Source organism: Rhodococcus sp. NPDC077669 (genome assembly GCF_040686915.1).
Taxonomy (GTDB): Bacteria; Actinomycetota; Actinomycetes; order Mycobacteriales; family Mycobacteriaceae; genus Rhodococcoides; species Rhodococcoides fascians.
The window spans coordinates 32,036-50,449 of sequence record NZ_JBFBMD010000015.1 but is presented as its reverse complement, the minus strand read 5'-3'; the positions used below and the strand labels follow the sequence as shown (position 1 = coordinate 50,449).

Genomic DNA, 18,414 nt, shown 5'->3' with positions numbered 1-18,414 from the left:
CGTCGATGACCAACGGCACTGTCTCGACCGCGGAGCTGCAGCGTCGCTCACAGATCGCTGCCGCCGCCTACGAACGCGGTCGCCGCGCCGCTCTGGCTGCCGCACGCCGCCGCAGCCTGCCCGATCGGGCGCACGTCCACCGCGAGGAGATTCGCGCGCACTCGTACGAGCCGCGTAGTGACAGTCACGCATTCGGTCTGCTCGATTCCGATCTCTCGCTGGCGCGGGCTGCGGCGTTTCTCGCCGCGACCGGTGTCGCACACGAGCTGATCGCAGCGCAGACGTTCACCGACCCCGTCCAACAGGACTGGGCCGATGCCACGGCGGATCGCACGGCTGTGCACGAGGATGCGTGGCGGCAGCGGCTTGTCGACAACGGCATCGACGACGCGGTACTGCGCCCGGGTCTGTCGCTGGACGTCCTGGAGCTACCGGCCGAGCTCGACGGCCTCGACTTCGACGACATCGCCGAACGCACCCTCGATGTGTCCTCCACCGCTGCGGACGTGGAACCGATCCGTCTGGCCGATCTGATGCTCGAGACACCACGCCAGAACCGCCCGTCGGACTCGGTCGTCGACATCACCGACCGAGTCGCGAACGTCATCGAGATCGACCGCGGTGTCGACGCAGCCGTCGAGGCTGGTGTGGACGCATGGTGACCAAGAAGCCGACCTCCAAAGGAGCCGGGACATCGTCGTCGGCGTTCCCACTGATCGCAGTCTCGGTGGTGATCGTGTTGATCGCGCTCGGCTCCGGCTCACTGTGGCTCGGGCACGTCTTCGTCGACACCGGTGAAGACATCCCCGCCAACCCGTTCGGGGCACTGTTCTCGGTCGCCGGCGGAAAGCTGACGTGGCCGAGCGTGTCGACATGGATCTTCGTGATCGCGGTGATCATCGTCTCCGGTCTCACCGGCGTCGCCGCCGCAGCCCGCGCAACAGGCAGCGGCAAGAAGAACGATGTCGACGCCAAGGCCCGCCTGATGGGACCGACATCGAAGCTGACCGGGGTGACCGGCAAGCAGGCACGCGAACGAGCGAAGTCGCTGCGATCCGATCTTGCCGAGTTGGACACCCTCGACGACTCCGACATCGGAGTCGTCGTCGGACGCACCGTCCAGGGCAATCAGAAGGTATTCATGTCGTGGGAGGACATGCTGTTCGCCCTCGCCGGTCCTCGCATGGGCAAGACTGCGGCGTTGGCGATCGACGCACTGTGCACCGCGCCCGGCGCGGCGCTGTTCACCTCCAACAAGCGGGACGGCCACGACTTCACTCGCGGTGTCCGCGAGCAGCTCGGCACGGTGTGGCGATATGACCTGCAGGGAATCGCCGAAGGGCCGCTCACCACGGGCGACGGGTTCTGGTGGAATCCGCTGCGCGAAATCGACACCATCGTCGCCGCCCGCAAGCTCGCCTCGTACTTCGCTGCCGCCTCGCGCGATGACTCGGCCAAAGTCGATGCCTACTTCGACGGCGGCGCACAGGAACTGCTCGCGCAGATGATGTTCGCGTCCGCGTGCGGCGGCGGAGATCTGCTGCACGTCTACGGCTGGCTCTCCGACGAGGCGAACGAACTGCCCCAGAAGCTGCTGTTGGAACACGGTCACGCCATCGTCGCGATGCGCCTGAAATCGACCAGTGATCTCAACCCGCGCCAGCGAGATGGCCTGTACGACATGGCTCGCCGGTTCATCGGCCTGCTGGAAGAGAAGTCCTACGCGATGTCGATCCTGCCGCCGAACAGAGCCGACCTCGGGGTCGAGGACACTCCGGACACCACGATCGGTGCCGGAGTGAGATATCCGCACGCGATGACAGAGTTCGTCGTGGAGAAGTTCGTCACCAGCCGTGACACCCTCTACGCGCTGTCGAAGGAAGGCCCTGATTCCTCCTCGGCGCTGACCACCGCGCTGATCGGGTCGATCATCGACGCCGCCCAGCGCGTCGCACGGCGTAGCCCGCGCGGCCGGCTACCGGTGCCGATGCTGTGCATCCTCGACGAGGCCGCGAACGTGTGCCGCCTCCCCGAACTCCCGGCCTGGTACTCCCACCTCGGCTCGCAAGGGATCTGCGTGATGACGATCGTGCAGAACCTCTCCCAGGCCCAAAAGGTGTGGGGCCAAGACGGAGTCAAGCAGCTCCTCGATGCCGCGAACTTCCTCTGGTACGGCGGCGGACTCAAGGACAAGACCACCCTGTCCGAGCTGTCCGCGCTCGTCGGTGACCACGACGTCGAACGCTGGTCCAACTCCCGCAGTGGCGGCATGTTCGACAGCGGCTCGTCCTCGAAGTCGCAGTCCTGGTCGAAAGAGCCGATCCTGACCGTCGACGACCTCGGAGCGATCCCGAAAACCCGTGCACTGGTTCTTATTTCCGGTAACCGGCCGGTGTTGGTGGTGAAGGTGTACTGGTCCGACGGACCGAACGCCGACGGCATCAACTCCTCGTTCGCCCGCTACGGCATCCCCGAAAAGGACCTGATCCAGATCGAGCGAACAGCAGCCCCGACCGCCGAGACAGTCACGGCCATCAGCGACGAGGAGCCGTACCGATGACCGAATACGACGAGACCAGTTTCGACGAGACCGAATTCGACGAGCCGACATTCGACGAGACCGGACACGACGAGACTCCCTCGACCGACGAGGGATCGCCCCGACGATTTCCTACGTTCGACGCTTGGTTCGATGCGTGGTTCTCGGCGATCGTCTCCCGCAAACTGTCGTCCTCGCCCGGCAAGAACCAGGTGTTCTGCCCGAGTTGGTGGGAGCACCCCGAAGTCGTGGTGCGGTTGCACTCGTTGTGGGGCGCATGGGAGTCCGCGACGGCCGCCGATGACGACGGGGCGGCGATGTCGGGGTGGTGGGTCCATCACGCCGACCCACAGTTGCGCACGATGCTCGACGCCGAACACGGCCCGATGTACCGGTGCAGCCGCGATTCCCATCAGAACACCCCGGCGCTGCGCAACGAGTTCGTCGCCGCACCGCCCGGATGGTTCGACGACTTGGGCGTCTGATCGCGAAAACCTGACACAACCCCTGACCGAAGTAGCCGAAAGGCCCTGGTGGGTGGCTAGACCCACCAGGGCCGATGTGGCCGGAGAGTGCGTCTCCGACCGACGACGACGGTAGCGACCGCCTCCCACCACAGCAGGTGCGGGTCGCATACGCCCGTCTCGCCCGACTCCAGGAGCGCACCCACCATGGCCAAAGATTCCGACGATTTCCAGCTCGATTTGTTCGCCGAGACAGAGGACAGTGACACCCATGATCGACCCGATAACGCAAGAAATAATGAAGCTGTATCTCGAGCACCAGGGGCTGCCGCCGGAGTTGAACCCGGACGATCAGCAGGAGTTCCTCGAGCGCGAGAGCGAGCGGATAGCGGAGCGGATCGACAACATGAAGGTCCACATGCAGAGCCAGGTCCTGGAGAGGTATCTGCGGGAGAACGGGGAGCCGGCCCCGTTCATGGAGCAGGTGGGCTTGATCAACCAGGCGTGGGCGCAGGCGACGGACTTCGTGATCAACGAGGAGATCTACAACCAGCTCCCGGTGGAGATGGAGGCCTATCCGCCGGATCAGGAGAGCCCGGAAGCGGAAGCAGAACGGGACCGGGCACGGATCCAGGTGCACCGGAGCGATCCGGAACGGTGGCGCGATCCGCTGAACTGCGCGGATCCGATCCAGTCGACGTTGTGGCTGACGGACGCACTGTGGAAAGACAAGCCGGTGCAGTTCCGGTACTACGCGATGCATCTGCTGCAGGCGAGGATCGAGGACGACCTGCCCTACCCGACGTCGCAGAGCCACCCGCTGTTTCCCACGTTCACGAGCCTGCTCGACGAGCGGGTGGCCGAGCACGCGGCAAGCGGAAAGTAACCCGCCGCAGTGAATCCGACGCCCAGCTGAATCTGTTCGCGTTCGACGCCGACGGTGCAGCGCCGATCGACCCGACTGCCGTCGATGTCGGCGGCACACCGCTGCCCACACCAGTCGATCCCGACGTTCTGATCGCAGAGGCCGACGCTTCCCAACCGGTGCCGAAGTTGCAGCCCACACCAGAGGTTGTCGCGAACACCGCCGTCGACGGACCGGCACTGCCGCCGTCGGCGACGGAGCTGGTACGCGACGCCTACGGACGGCTGGCGCGCGAGGACGAAGCCTATGTGCGGCTCGCGCGGATCCGCGCCGACCTCGACGGGACACTGACCGCCGAGCAGGTCACCGACGCACTGATGGAGCTGCGCCGCGCAGGCGATGTGTCGTTGATCCCCGAAGAGAACCAGAAGACTCTCGGGCCCGACGATCACGCCGCGGCGGTGAGCTACGGCAACCAGAGTCGGCACCTGATCGCCGTCGACGGCCGCCGCGTCGACCAACTCCTCCCCACGCAGAACCCTCCCGCGCCCAGCGTCGAGACCGACTCCCCCACAATCGAACCGACTCCCCAGCCACCGGCGTCTACACCGACCGAAGCTGCGACCGTCACGCCGAACACCGCGGTACCGGACACCACCGAAGGGATGGTGGTCGACACGCAGACGGTCGCCGAGCGTCTGTGGAATGTCGAGCCCGTGGACTTCCGGCCCGGCACCGAGATACTGGTGCCGTCCGGCACGAAAGCCCGTGTAGCAGCGAACATCGAAGCCCTGCGGGTGCTGGCGGCTGTGACCGCGCAGGACCGCTACGCCACCGCCGACGAGCAAGCGGTGCTGGCGCGGTGGTCGAGTTGGGGTGCGACCCCGCAGGTGTTCGACCCGCGCCGCGACGACTGGAGCGCCGAACGCGAGCAGGTCCGCGCCCTACTCGACGACACCGCGTGGGCGCAGGCGCAGCGGACCATCCTCAATGCTCACTACACCGACCCGGCGATCGCCGCGGCGATGTGGAAGGCCACTATCCGGGCCGGTTTCACCGGCGGCCGTGTTCTCGAACCGGGTTGCGGGTCAGGGACGTTCATCGCCCACGCCCCGGCGTCGGCGCAGATGGTCGGGGTGGAGCTCGACGCCACCACCGCCGCGATCGCTGCGGCATTGAACCCGTCCGCGCAGATCCGCGGCGAAGGATTCGAGAAGACCACCGCGCTGTCAAGCTCGTTCACCGCTGCGATCGGCAACGTGCCGTTCGGTGACTACCGGCTCTACGACCCGGTCCACAACCAGGCCAAGCACTCGATCCACAACCACTTCATCGTCAAATCGTTGGCGATGACCGCACCCGGCGGCTACGTCACCGTCCTGACCTCCCGCTACACCCTCGACGCCCAGAACCAGCGGGCCCGCCGCGACATCGCCGCCCTCGGCGACCTCGTCGGCGCAGTGAGGTTGCCGTCCAACGCTTTCCGACGTGTCGCCGGTACGGAGGTCGTCACCGACATCCTCGTGTTGCGTCGCCGCCCCAACGGGGCAAAACCCGCGCCGCTGACAGACCGGTTCTTGCAGCTCGAGAACGCGACCGCGCTCGATGACGCCGGCGAGGACAAAGGCGTGCCGATCAACGCCGTCTACACCGATCACCCCGAATGGGTACTCGGTCAGTTGCGGGTCGGGCACGGCATGTACGGCAACGAGACTCTGTCCGTCGGCGCGACCGACAGCGACGTCGACCTCGCTTCCCTGGTCGAGGATCGGCTCACCGCGATCGTCGATGTCGCGAAGGCCGGCGGGCTCGGGCTCACCGCGTCGTGGCGCGACACTCTCGGCCCGACCCGCGAGGACTTCGAGCGAGGTTTGCTCGCAGCAGGACGCGGCCCCGCAGAGAACGATCTGGCCGTGGGAACACTGCGCCACGACGACCAGGCGAACACAATCGAATGCTGGAACTCCCGGGAGTGGGAGCCGGTGAGCACCCGCGGAGCCAAGCAGGTCGCCGAATGGGGCGAGTTGCTGGCCCTGCGCGACACCACCCGCGCGTTGATCGAGTCGCAGAAGAACGCTGCTACCAGTCCCGGGCAGCGGCAAGCCTTGCGGGAGATCCTGGGTGAGCAGTACGACGCCTACGTCGCCCGCTACGGCTATATCAACCGGTTCGCGATGACCGTACCCAAAGACCTCACCGACGCCCAGCACGATGCCGCTCTGACGAAATTGATCGACACCTGGCGTAAGGACGAAGGGGTCGCCGGAGACCCGTATGCCGGGGAGATCCCTGAAGACGTCTACGACCGACTGTCCGACGATGCGTGGATCAATCCGCGCCAGCCCACCAAGCTGCAGAGCCACCTCGGTAAAGCCCTGCGCACCGATCCGACGTTCGCGCCGGTTTTCGCGCTCGAACACTTCGACGAGGAGACGATGACCGCCCGCAAGGCGGCGATCTTCCACACCGACGTCCTGCATTCACGTGAGTTGCGGGACTATGCCGAGACGGTCGACGAGGCGATGGCCATCAGTCTCGACGAGCAGGCGCGCCTCGACGTCGGGCGGATCGCCGAATTGCTCGGAACGACCGTCGAGCAGGCCGAAATGCAGATGGAAGGGAGGGCCTTCCGCACTCTGACCGATCCGACACGGTGGGTCTCATCGTCGACGTATCTGTCGGGCAATGTCCGCACCAAGCTCGCCGACGCCGAAGAAATCGCCGCGCTCGATCCCCGCTACCAAGCCAACGTCGACGCATTGACCGCGGTCATCCCGCCGCGCAAGACCGACGTCGATGTCTCCCTCGGTGCCCCGTGGGTGCCGATCGAGACCTACACCCAGTTCGTCCGCGAGACATTCGAGGTGCCGAGCGATATCTCGGTGACCATCGAACGGGCGTCGGGGCGCTGGGAGGTCGCTGTCGGCCACTACCCGGGCAGCAACGAGCAGGACCTCAAGTGGGCACTGATGCCCAAACGTCACGCATGGTCGACGAAGTTCAACTTCGAGCACCGGCCCGCCGAAGACCGCGGGATCGCCAACGCCGGGATGCGCGCTGGGGACTACACATGGAAAGAGCTTCTTCAAGATCTGCTCAACAGCGACACCGTCGAGATCACCAGCTCGAAGGAGTTCCGTGATCGAGCGGGCGCGGGCGCAATCCACGATGCTGCGACCCGCGCTGCGCAGTCGAAGGCCCGGCGGCTCTCACAAGAGTTCGGGCAGTGGGCGCTGCACGCCGACGAGGTGCGCCGCGAGCAGCTCCTCGACATCTACAACGACAAGTTCAACTCCCTTGTCGCCCCGGTGCATTCGGGTGCACATATGTCCTTCCCCGGTCTCGGGGACAAGTACTCGCCGTACCCGTACCAGCGCGACGCCGCCGCCCGGATCGTCTCCGAGCCGACGGTGCTGCTCGATCACGTCGTCGGGGCCGGCAAGACCGGCACCATCTTGATGGGCGCGATGGAACTCAAGCGCCTCGGGTTGGCGAACAAGCCGTGGGTGGTGGTGCCCAACCACATCATCGACCAGGTCGTGCGCGAAGCGGGCCAGTGGTATCCCGGGGCGCGGATCCTCTCCGGATCGGCAGCTACCGATGCCGAGGGGCGCCGGTTGCTCGTCGCGCAGTCGGCCTCGCAGGACTGGGACATGGTCATCGTGCCGCGGTCGGTGTTCTCCTCGATCGGTGTCGACCCCGGTACCAAAGCGGAATACATTCGTGGGCAGGTCGCCGAGCTGGACGACGAACTCGGCAACGTCGACGAAGGTCTGACCAAGAAGCGGCTCGAAGCGATGAAGGCCAAGCTCGAGGAAAGGCTCGAAACCGCCCTCGAACAGGCCGGGAAGGATCGGGGGCTCACGTTCGAGGCGTCGGGTGCGGACTACCTGTTCATCGACGAAGCCCACGAGTTCAAGAACCTGGCGCGCGCCTCCGGTGTGACCGAGCTCGCCAATTCCGGCTCGCACCGGGCGACCGACATGGACCTCAAGCTGAACTATCTGCGGTCGATGCGCCGAGAGGAAGCGATCACCAAAGGCATCCCGCCGGAGGAGTACATCGAGCGGGTCGCCACGTTCGCCACCGGCACCCCCGTCGCGAACTCCCTCGCGGAGCTGTGGGTGATGCAGCACTACCTGCGGCCGGATCTCCTCGAGGACGCCGGGGTCTCCACGATCAACGACTGGGGAGCGACATTCACCGACACCGTCGAGCGGGTCGAGCTCAACTCGTCCGGATCACGGTTGCGGGCAGTGACTCGGGTCGGGGAATTCACCAACGTCGGTGATCTCATCGGCATGACCAGCGTCTACACCGACGCGGTCACCCGCGATCAGGTGCCGGCGAACCTGCCCGTCAAGGACGGTGGCCGCAACACCGACGTCACCTTCACTCCTGCCCTCGAGGTGCAGGACTTCATCGCCGACCTCGGGTATCGCGCCGACCATGCCGACGCCAAACGCCCGGACATCGACAATGCCCTCAAGGTCGCCAACGACGGTCGCAACGCCACCCTCGACCCCAGGGTCGCGCACCTCGATCCGGCACCGCCGGAGCATTCCCGCACCCACATCGTCGCGCAACGAATCCTCGACGTGCACAACAACTCCAGCGAGAACACGTATCTCGACTCGGCCGGTGACCCGCACCCGACACCGGGTGCGTTGCAGATCGTGTTCTGCGACCGCTCCACCCCGAAAGCCGATGGGTCGTGGTCGATCTACGACGGGATCCGCGACGAGCTGCTCGCCGGCGGGATGGAGCCCGCCCGGATCGCGTACGTCCACGACTACCCGAAGCCGTCGGAGAAGGCCCGCTTGTTCGAGATGTGCCGCACAGGACGTGTGTCGGTGGTGTTCGGGTCCACCGAGAAGATGGGCACCGGCACCAACATTCAGGACCGGGCGATCGCGCTGCATCACGTCGACGTGCCGTGGCGACCGGCCGACCTCGAACAACGTGAGGGCCGAATCATCCGGCAGGGCAACCAGAACGCGCACGTCAAGGTGTTCAATTACGTCGCCGAGAAGACCTTCGACACCGTCATGTGGCAGACCGTGCACCGCAAAGCGCACTTCATCGAACAGCTCAAGAAAGCGGACCGCTCGATGCGCCGCGTGGTCGACCTCGACAGCGACTCGCTCGCCGAGAACTCGGCCATGACCAAAGCCCTCGCCACCGGCGACGATCGGTACATCCAGCAGATCGAACTCGACTCCCAGCTCCAGGAGCTCCAGTCCGAAGCGGATTCGCATTTCGCCGAGCAACGCTCCATCGAACGCGACCGCGACCGGCTGCGCCGCGAAGTGCCCCGCGCACGCCAGCGGGTCGCCGGATTGAAAGAAGCAGCACCGGTGCTCAAAGGCCGGCGCGAGGTCGAGCAGTGGCCCGGCATGACCATCCGCGGGAAGTTCTACGACACCCGCAGCGACGCCGCGAACGCGATGGCCAACGCTTTGCAGGGCACCTACCAGGCCCTCAAGGGCGAAGGCCTGACCAAGACGATGGTGATCGCCGAGATGAGCGGATTCCCGATCGAGGCCTCCCGTTCCATGCAGGACAGTGCGCTGTATCTCTCGTTCTCCGGACTCGGTTCGTCGACGAAGGTGATCGAAGCACACGATCTGTATCCGAGGATCGGGGACGGGGAGCGCAGCCAACATTCACTCGGACTGCTCACGCGGGTGGAGAACATGGCCTACACCGTCGACACAGACCTCGCGAAGGCCGAGCGCTCACTCGATCGAGACGAGCAACGCCTCGACGATCTCGAACTGGTCGAGCTGTCCGACTTCCCGAAAGCAGTGCAGCTCAAGGACCTCTCGGACGAAGTCTCCCGCTTGCGGCGAGAAATCAAGGAGGCCGAAACCAGCCCCGAAGCCCTCGCACGGGACGCCTCCCGCGCGGAACGTGCTGCAGAGAAGGGCCGCGAGCCGAAGTGGTCGCTGATGCTCAACCCCACCAAAGCCCTCGTCGAAGATCTCGGAATGGGAAGCGCCGACGATGTGCGGGCCATGATGCACGCCAAAGCTGTTGCTGCTCAACATGCGAGCGCGCAGACCGCAGGAGGAAACGAACATCTGCAACCGGGCGACACATCGACTCGGCCCGGACACTTCCTCCGCGCAGTGGAAGATGGCCCGGGGCCCGCCAACTCGTGGAAGGGCCCCGAGCGTGAGGGGCCGGAGCCGGGTCACGAACCTGACAACGGGTACGGCCTCGACAGCTAGTCGACGAACTGCGCCGCTCGCGATTACGGTCCGCCAACAATTGTTGGCGGACCGTAATCGCGGTATGGATTCGTGGGGGACGCTGAGCCGAAACCTTGGGCTCAGCACCTAGCAGCGTCCAATGGCGGCTAGTACCTCCAGCACCAGAATCCGCCGCCCCTACCGATTGTCATACCGGCATTCTTTCGTGGGCTCGCGGTGTAAGCCCTGGCAGCGCACACTGACACTGCTGTTTGGCAGACACCGGCGATAGTAACCCACCCCGGCAAACCGATCTGGGCGCAGATGACGGTAGCGCCCCAGAAGCTCTTTGCTGCCTTTTCGGTTTCGTACTTATCCAAAAGGATGTCCACCTGAAACGACTGCGCACCTGGTCGCACTGTGGCAGCCCCTGCGGGAGATGCCATTCCTACCAGCAGAGAAGCGGAAACAACCACTGCCAACATGGCGGTGACAACCGCTGTCCTGAATCGACTCCGCATTTTCATGGATTCTCCTTCGAGGTGCCGTGGACGCTCCAAATTAGACGCCGGGACGTTGATCCGGTATCGGCTAATCGGAGTAACGATTCGCGCGCACAATCTGGCGATGGCCTACGGATCGATGCCGATTTCACTGGTCCAAGTGTTGCCCGCTGCAGAGAGCTAAGAGTCATTTCGTCCAACATCGATCAGCCGCATGGCACTCTGTGGCCATGGGCGCTCTACCTTCGGACCGATCGCACTCGGCCAGGAAAAACACGCGGGGTTGGATAGCTGCGGCGATTGTCGCTGTAGTCCTCGTTGTAGCCGTCGCGACCATTGCACTCGTAGTGCGATCCGATCGCGGCAATTCACTTGACCTGTCCAGCTTCCCGCGAACGCTGGACTGCGTGTCCGTGCCGCAGGAATACCCTGCTCCCGGAATAGCCGATGTGCAGGCACCGGACCCAGTGCTGGCGCAATCGGTTCGAATGGAACACCTCGACGCACAACGCATCGAGGTCGTCATCAGCTTCGCTGATACTCCGCCGCCCGCCCCCCGTCGTGTACCGATGCCTGGATATCCCGCAACACAGCTCTTCGACGAGGCCGGCAGCATGGACTTCACTGCTCTCATCTTCCCCGGTGGATTGGACGAGAGTAGAGACCCGGACAGGGACGACAACTACAACCTGTCGATTTCCCGGGGAGAGGATGCAGAGCCGAACTTCGTCGACGGTCAATGGACGGTCACCGGACGATCGGAATTCGCGGACGACACCCCGGCGGAGAGCATCACCATCCCAGTAGAGTCCGCAGATGCGCTGGGCAACACCATTTCCTTCACCATCGACCTCGCTGCGTACCCGCCACTCTCCGCGGGTTGGACACCGAACCCCGAGGTCATCGTCTACCCGCGTTCGTACAGCTACCCGACGGCCACCAACGGTGGCGGCCTCACGCAGTACCAGCGGCAGAATTGCACCGCAGGTGGGTCCGAGCCAGATAGCGCCGCCGGCTCCGACGCCAGGCCGACAGCGCAGGCTTCCCAGACGCCTACGCCGGACGCTCCGGCGCAGACCGACGATCTGTTCACCGGCAGTCCCGTCTCGCCGGGTGCGTGTGCCAGCACCGGCATCTGCCAATTGTCCAGTCCCAGCGGCGATTACTACTGCACGATTTCGCGGACTGGTGCATTCTGCTCACCACCACTGGGCGAACCACTGTCGACCGACACCGATGCTCGACTCATCAAAGTGGGGTCGGACGGCGAAACCGGCCTACTGCTCGATTCCGGCGGCAACTCGCACATGCAGGACCGAAAAACCATGCGAGATACGACGTTTGACTATGGCCAGACCATGACGGCGTACGGAATGACGTGCGCCTTCGACCCTGACACCGGTGGCGCTCGCTGTAGACACGACGTTTCTGGGCATGGATTCGACGTCAACACGAAAACCTACGGGTTCTTCTGACAGCCCATGGAGCAGTCTGCCAAGCCCTCGACTCGAAGCGCTTAGAGGTCGTGCGGATAGGTTCTCGTGACGAAAGGGCGGCATCGAGCCTTCGAGGCGTCGCTTCTCCTTACTCGGAACGAGACACAACCGCAGTGCTTATAAGCCCTGTTCGAGGTCATTGCTTCGATGTGGTTCTATCCCTGCGTCGAGCGGTCCGTGCCCAACACCGCGGTCAGAATTCGCACCTGGCTTGACGGGCTTCGTCGGAGATACCAGTGCGCGTGGACGTTGGTCGAGGTCCACCGATGGTGTCCCAGCATTGCTCTTGCGGTCCGTGATTCCGGAGATGGCCGGAGCATCAAGGCGTTGTGGAGCATCCGCCGCCGCCCGAGCACGGCGTTCAGCGTCTGCTTGCCGCCCACCGACCCACATTGTTCTGCTGCGACGATTGCGCTCCGAGACAGCGGAGTCGAACACGGTCGCGGCGGCCAGGTCAGCGGAGCGCCGATCCGGATCGGTCGCGCGTTGAACGATCGCAGGCCATTCGCTGGTGTCGGCCTGGACTCGTCCGGCGGCGTCGTGGGCGGCGCGTTGAGTGTCTTGGACTTGGCGGGCGAGGCGCTCTTCTCGTAGACGTGCGTCGGCGGCTGCGGGTTCGAGGGTTTTGCGTTCGCGTCGCTTCGCGGCCGACAGCTGCTCGGTGAGCATCGTGTGTTCGCTGCGTGCAGCCTCGTATTGCGCGGTGACTCGGCGGAGTTCGGCTGCAAGTTCGCGGGCGGCGGCAATCGCTGCGGCTTGCTCGTCGAGTCGGGCGTACAGCTTCTCGGTGTCCGCGACGACAGTCGGTTCGGTGCGGCCTCGTCCGGCGCGGTCGACGAACACGGCCAGCTCGGCATCCGGTACGAGCCGGATCGGGTCCTGTTCCATCTTCGCCAGCAGCGCGGCGTCGGCAGGCGAAAGCACCGGTCGCGGGACGGCGGCGGTCTCGGGGGCGTCCTCTACTGCCAGCTCGGTCGGGACCGTCTGCTTGAGCTGCTCGACTGTCTCGACTTCAGGTGCGTCGACGACCTCGACGGAAGGCTGCACCCGCGTCGGCGGGATCACAGTGTCGGTCACCGCTGCACGCATCGCGGCTTGTTCGGCCCGCCACAGCATCGCCTCGGTGCGGTCGACGTCGGCCTTGAGCTCGGCGAGAGTAGCGAGGTCGATGCTCTCGGCCGCCAGGCGTGCGGTGGTGACGTCGACGGCGGTGACCTCTCCCCCGTCGGCGGCAGTGACGCGCTCGTACTCCGCGGCGGCGTCGTGTGCGCGCGTGCGGGCGGCGGTGGCGGTGTCGTCGACGAATCCGGCGCGCCAGATCTCCCAGTCGAGACCACGCTGCGCGAGGGCGCGTGCATCGTCGTCGTCCCCGGCAGCCGCGACGTCGGCGGCAACGGCGGGCCGGATGACGGTGTCGATGTGATGCCAGAGCGCTTCGGCCTCGAACTCGCGGTCGGTCCATTCCTGACGGGTGTCGAGCATGGCGATGCGGGCGGGTCGTTGCCGGTCGGCTCGCTCCTGCAGCTCGGACAGCATCGTGCGGGCATGGAACTGTGCCGGGCTGGTCCCGTCGGAAATCCGACCGCGCAGCTCTCGGTACGTGGTTTTTGCGTCGTCGAGATCTTGGGTGAGCAGGCGGACTCGTTCGTCGGTGGTGACCGTCGGGTACGGCAGCTCGATCGTCTCGACGTACGAGCGCAGCGACTCCCACACGTCTATTTCGGCGTCGGTGTTGTCGGTGCCGGCCGCGGCGGCCTCGGTGTCGAGTGGTGGTGCGTCGGCCTCGTGGTCGATTCCGGTGAACTCGTCGTCGTAGCCGCCGTCGTACTCCGGCGGGGGCGGCTGGTCGTAGTCGACAGGCGCGTCGAGTGCGTCGAGGGAGGCGAGGTAGTCGGCATCCGCATCGACCGGAACCGATGCGGTCGAGCCGTCGACGACGGTGTCGGACGCAGCAGCCTGGGTCGGTAGTGCTGCCGGGATGACGAATTCGTCCGGCAGCTCACCGCCGACGGTGTCGGAGACCGCCTCGTCGACGACGGGGGCGGCTTCTTCGTCCTCGATCGAGAGTGGTTCGGCGGTGGGTGGGGTGTAGGTGCGGGCGAGGTGATTCTCGCGCACCAGCATCTCGGCCCGCCACGTCAGCGCGGTGGCGAGTTCGTGGGCGGGCAGGGTGACACCGTGATCGACCGGGTCGATACCGCCGTGCAGGAACTCGTACGCGGTCCCGAGCAACTCCCCCGGCGTCCACAAGGTGGGGTCGGCGGCGTCGACGGTCGCCACGAGCGAGGGCCATGCCGGATCCGACATCACCCGGGTGGCGGCGCGCTCGCCGAGCAGTTCGGTCAGGACCGGTGCCCACGAGGGTGCGAGCGCTGCAGTGTCCGCGGCATCGGTATCGAGGGCAGCGGCGGACAGTTCACCGGACAGTCGCCACCACAGCGCGGCAGCCGGGAGCTCGTCCGGCAACGGCGACGCAGCGAGCGAATCGCGGACGAGGGTGTGCACCTCGATTCCGGCGCGCGCGGCGGCGGAGAGGCGGTCCGCGAGGATCGGGAAGTACGGATCGCGGGCGATGTGGGTGTCGAGTTCATCGACGAACGGACGCCACCGCTTCACGGCGTCGTTGGTGGTGCCGATGATCTTCTCGGCGCGGGTGTCGAGGCGACGCTGCACGATCGCCGACGCGGCCGCGTACTGCTCGGGTCCGGTCGGTCGACGGTCGGCCGGGTCGACGTCGTGGGCGGCGCGGAACACCGCGAGATCGGTGAGCAGATCGAGGTCGGGTTCGTCGGTGAGCAGCGCCCGTGCCCAGACCGGTGCAGTTGTCGGTGTCCATCCGGCGGCGTCGGCGGCGATGCGGTCTCGATGACCGGTGATGGCGTCGGCGCGGGCGTCGAGGTAGCTCGCCCACTCCGGTTCCTTGCGCAGTGCGTCGGGGATGGCAGGCAGCCACGGCAACGGTCCCCGCGCCGATGCTCCACGTGCTGCGGAGTGACGTCCGGTGGCATCTAGTCGCCAGTCCAGGACTGCGGCCCGATCTCCCGCGGTGCCGAGTTCGCGTTCGGTGATTGCGGTGTTCAGGGCGGCGACCGGGTCGTCGCCTCCGGCGGCGAGGATCGCGAGGTGTCCACGCAGGACCGGCCATGCGGCGTCGTCGGTGAGGCCGGCGATCGCGGTGTCGGCGGCGGTGTCGATCGCGGCCATCACTGTGGGTCCGGCGAGGACTTCACAGGCGGTGGCGACGGAGTAGTCGTAGGCGTTCGCGGCCGGTGCCAGATGCGTGTGTGGGTCGTCGGCGGCAGTGAGGGTCGAGTGCGCGGAGACCTGTGCGCCGTCGCGGCGCAGGATCGCCCGGAAGTCGTCGACGGCGGTCGGGGGCAGCATTCCGCGTTCGGTCATCGCGGTGTGCAGGTCGCCGTCCGATGCGGTCGCGAGATACATGTGGTTGTTCAGTCGCCCGCGTGTGAGTGCGACGTAGGCGAGCTGACGGGTTTCGTCACCGGTGGCCACGACGTGGCAGGTGTCGGCGGTCGACCCTTGCGCGGAGTGCACGGTTCCGGCGTAGCCGAGTTCGGTGGCGGACTGGACGTAGTCCGGTGACAGGGTGACGGTGCGTCCGAGTTCGAGGTGACGCACCACCAGTGATCCGTCGCGGCCGACGTTCTCGACGGTCCAGCGGTCACCGTTGCGGACCCAGTCGGTCTGCGAGAGCGGGTTGCGGCGATCGTTGGAGCGGGTGCGGACGATGTCCCCGACGCTCGCGCGGAGCCCGTCGGCGAGGACGGCTTCACGTCCGACCTTCGCGTCGGTGGCGGCGAGGCGGTCGGTACGGGCGCGGGTGTTGAGTTCGGCGACGAGTTCACGGGTCGGTGCGAGCAACAGCGCGTCCTTGCCGGCGGCGCGGTCGGCTGCCCATGCGCTGTAGGCGTCGTCGGTGACGGTGGTGATGGAGCCGACGTGCAGCCGGGAGTGGTCGATGTAGAAGCCGATCGCAGCGTCGTCGCCGTCACGCAGTGCGAGCGATGCTGCGCCTTCGGCCGCGCCGGTTGCTTTGTCACGGAAGCGCACCACCTGCGAGAGGGTGAGCGCACCGACGCGGTCGTGGATGTCGCGCAGCACGCCCCCGGATGCGACGGACGCGAGCTGTTGATCGTCACCGATCAACCGCACCGTTGCACCGCGTTCGGCGAGGGCGGTGACTGCGTCGTCGAGGTCGAGGGTGCCGGTCATGCCCGCCTCGTCGACGATGACGAGCGTGTCCTCGCCGATGTTGGTGTACCACTCGGGAACGGACACCGGATCGCCGTTACGCAACCGCTTGGTGATGTCGACGAACTTCGCCAACGTATCCGTCGTCGTCAAGATATCTTGACGCAGAACTGCGGCGGCGGCAGCGGTCGGTGCGAACCCGACAACGTGTCCGCCTGCGTTCTGCCACGACCGTGTCAGTGCGGTCATGGCGGTGGTCTTGCCAGTTCCGGCGGGTGCGAGTGCGAGCTGAAGTTTCGCACCGGAGGTGGCCATCGCGCGCACGAGCGACCGTTGCCCGGCGTTGAGTTCGCGTCCGTTCGCAGCGGACTCGAGCAGTGCCATTTCCACGTGCTCGTCGGCGACTGCCACCCCGTCGTTGCGCTGTGCAAGAGCGACGATGCGCGTCTCGGCATCGAGAACGGCGTTGGTGGTGAACAAGGTTGCTTCGTGGCGGGTGTGCACGTCGCGGCCGTCGCGTCGACGCATTACCTCCGGGGCGAGATCGGCAGCGACGTCGTCACTGAGTTCGTCGCCCAGGGTGACCGCGAGGTCGGTACTGCACGCGCGGTCGGTGATCGCTTCGACGAGGTCGGTGATGCGATCGGCCGGCGGGTTCGCGGTGCGGACCTGACGGATCGCTTCGGCGCGAATGTTGTGCCGTTGGTAGCGCGAACGTGCGCGGGAGACGACCTCGACGACGTCGGCTGCGGCGATGTCGATCCAGCGCGGGTCGTCGATGTCCACGCTCGCCCGGGTCCGCGTCTTGCCGGTCACCTCGGCGACCATTTTCGACAGTGCCTTCGGTGAACCGAGTACGTCGATCGCCTCGGCGCGCCACCCTCCGCGTTGCTCGGCGTGCGAGCGCGGTTCGTGTTTCGCTTGCCGGGTCTCCAGTGTCGCGCGCTGCGCAAGCCGTATCGCTTCGATGGTGGTCGGTTCGCGGTGATGCTCGGCCTGGAACTCGCGTGCGAGTTCAGCAGTGCGCACGACGATCGTGGCATTGCGGGAGGACCAGCGTTCGGCCAACCGTGTGTCCAGGCCAACGATTTCACGCACGGGACGCTTCGACCGGTCCCCGCTCGCGCGTTCGGCGAAGTCCACTCCGATGCGTTCACGCAGTTGCGCTTCGAGGGCGGTGTTATAGACCTCGGAGGCGGGAACGTTGTTGCGGTACAACGCGGCACCGTCGAGCGCGAGCCACTTCGTCGTCCCGTCCGGCAGGGTTGTGGAGACCTTGTTCGAGATCGCGACGTGGGTGTGCAGGTTCGGATCCCCGGCGCGCGAATCACGGTGCGTGAACGCGGCGGCGATCAATCCGTTCGCGTCGACTTGCGCGACACCGCCGTTGCCGAGACGGGTGAAGCAGGCGTGCTCTTCGAGGTACTCCAAGGCTGCTGCGATCGCGGCGTCGTGCGCTGCTTCGATCTCCTGCGAGATCTCCCGCGGCGCAACAGCCCACAGCGCCGACACACTTTTCACGGGCGTGAACGTGAGGTCGAAACCGGCGACGGCTTTGGTGTTCTGCCGCTCCGATTTGGCGACCCACCCGGACAGTTCACGCTCGTCGGCCGGGCCGCGTCCGTACTCCCGCTCGAACATCTCCCTCGCGACCCGGGTGCGGATCGTCGCGCGCGACTCGGCCTCGATCGGTGCGTTCCACTTCTCGCCGGCCGCGAGATTGTGCTCGACGAACGCCTTCGCGCACGCGACCCGATAGTCCGATGCGCCGTTGTCGATCTTGAACGCGCGACCGAGCTTGATCGCCGCCGACGCTGCCCGCTCGGCGTTCTTCGTCGACGCACCGGCAGCGAGCTCGGACGCGAACTTCTCCGCGTACATCGTGTCGGCCTCGGGATGCAGGCCGTCACCGAACAGCGCCTTCATGTGCGCCTCGGACACGTGCTCGCCCGCGCCGATCGTCTCCAGCTCGGCGAGACCTGACCCGGTCCAACGCCCCGGTGACTCCCCTTTTTCGGAGTAGTACTCGGCCAACGAGGCAGCCCCTCGTTCGGTGGAATCTGCCACTGCAACCTGCCTGGTCAGGTACGTATACCCGTCCCCAGCGGTGAGCTTGTGCAGACCCATCATGGACCGGACCCTAC

At 66.0% G+C, this 18,414-nt stretch carries 7 protein-coding genes; 6 read left to right on the top strand and 1 reads right to left on the bottom strand.

Annotated elements, in window-relative coordinates; all coding sequences use genetic code 11:
- Positions 1–5 precede the first annotated feature (5 nt).
- The 6 genes from AB0P23_RS17320 to AB0P23_RS17295 all read left to right on the top strand — a co-directional run bounded on the left by AB0P23_RS17320 (position 6) and on the right by AB0P23_RS17295 (position 12,040).
- A complete protein-coding gene (locus AB0P23_RS17320) occupies positions 6–662 on the top strand; it encodes a TraI DNA relaxase (protein WP_363798491.1) in 657 nt (218 codons plus the stop codon).
- The gene (locus AB0P23_RS17315) at positions 656–2,560 is read left to right on the top strand and encodes a TraM recognition domain-containing protein (RefSeq protein WP_363798489.1); all 1,905 of its coding nucleotides are present in this window, start codon (positions 656–658) and stop codon (positions 2,558–2,560) included. Before AB0P23_RS17320 ends, AB0P23_RS17315 begins: the two co-directional genes overlap by 7 nt.
- The gene (locus AB0P23_RS17310) at positions 2,557–3,024 is read left to right on the top strand and encodes a DUF4913 domain-containing protein (protein ID WP_363798486.1); all 468 of its coding nucleotides are present in this window, start codon (positions 2,557–2,559) and stop codon (positions 3,022–3,024) included. Before AB0P23_RS17315 ends, AB0P23_RS17310 begins: the two co-directional genes overlap by 4 nt.
- Positions 3,025–3,274: 250 nt before the next feature.
- Positions 3,275–3,889: a hypothetical protein gene (locus AB0P23_RS17305; RefSeq protein WP_363798484.1), complete on the top strand. Its 615-nt coding sequence runs from the start codon at positions 3,275–3,277 to the stop codon at positions 3,887–3,889.
- A gap of 158 nt (positions 3,890–4,047) precedes the next feature.
- Entirely contained in the window at positions 4,048–10,101 is a 6,054-nt protein-coding gene (locus AB0P23_RS17300; protein WP_363798583.1) for a helicase-related protein, read from the top strand.
- An 871-nt stretch (positions 10,102–10,972) separates the two neighbouring features.
- The gene (locus tag AB0P23_RS17295) at positions 10,973–12,040 is read left to right on the top strand and encodes a hypothetical protein (protein ID WP_363798482.1); all 1,068 of its coding nucleotides are present in this window, start codon (positions 10,973–10,975) and stop codon (positions 12,038–12,040) included.
- Positions 12,041–12,178: 138 nt separating this feature from the next.
- Here the strand turns inward: AB0P23_RS17295 and mobF are convergent, their stop codons facing one another.
- Positions 12,179–18,400, bottom strand: coding sequence for a MobF family relaxase (mobF, locus tag AB0P23_RS17290; protein ID WP_363798480.1), 6,222 nt, complete (start codon positions 18,398–18,400; stop codon positions 12,179–12,181).
- Between the last annotated feature and the right edge of the window lie 14 nt (positions 18,401–18,414).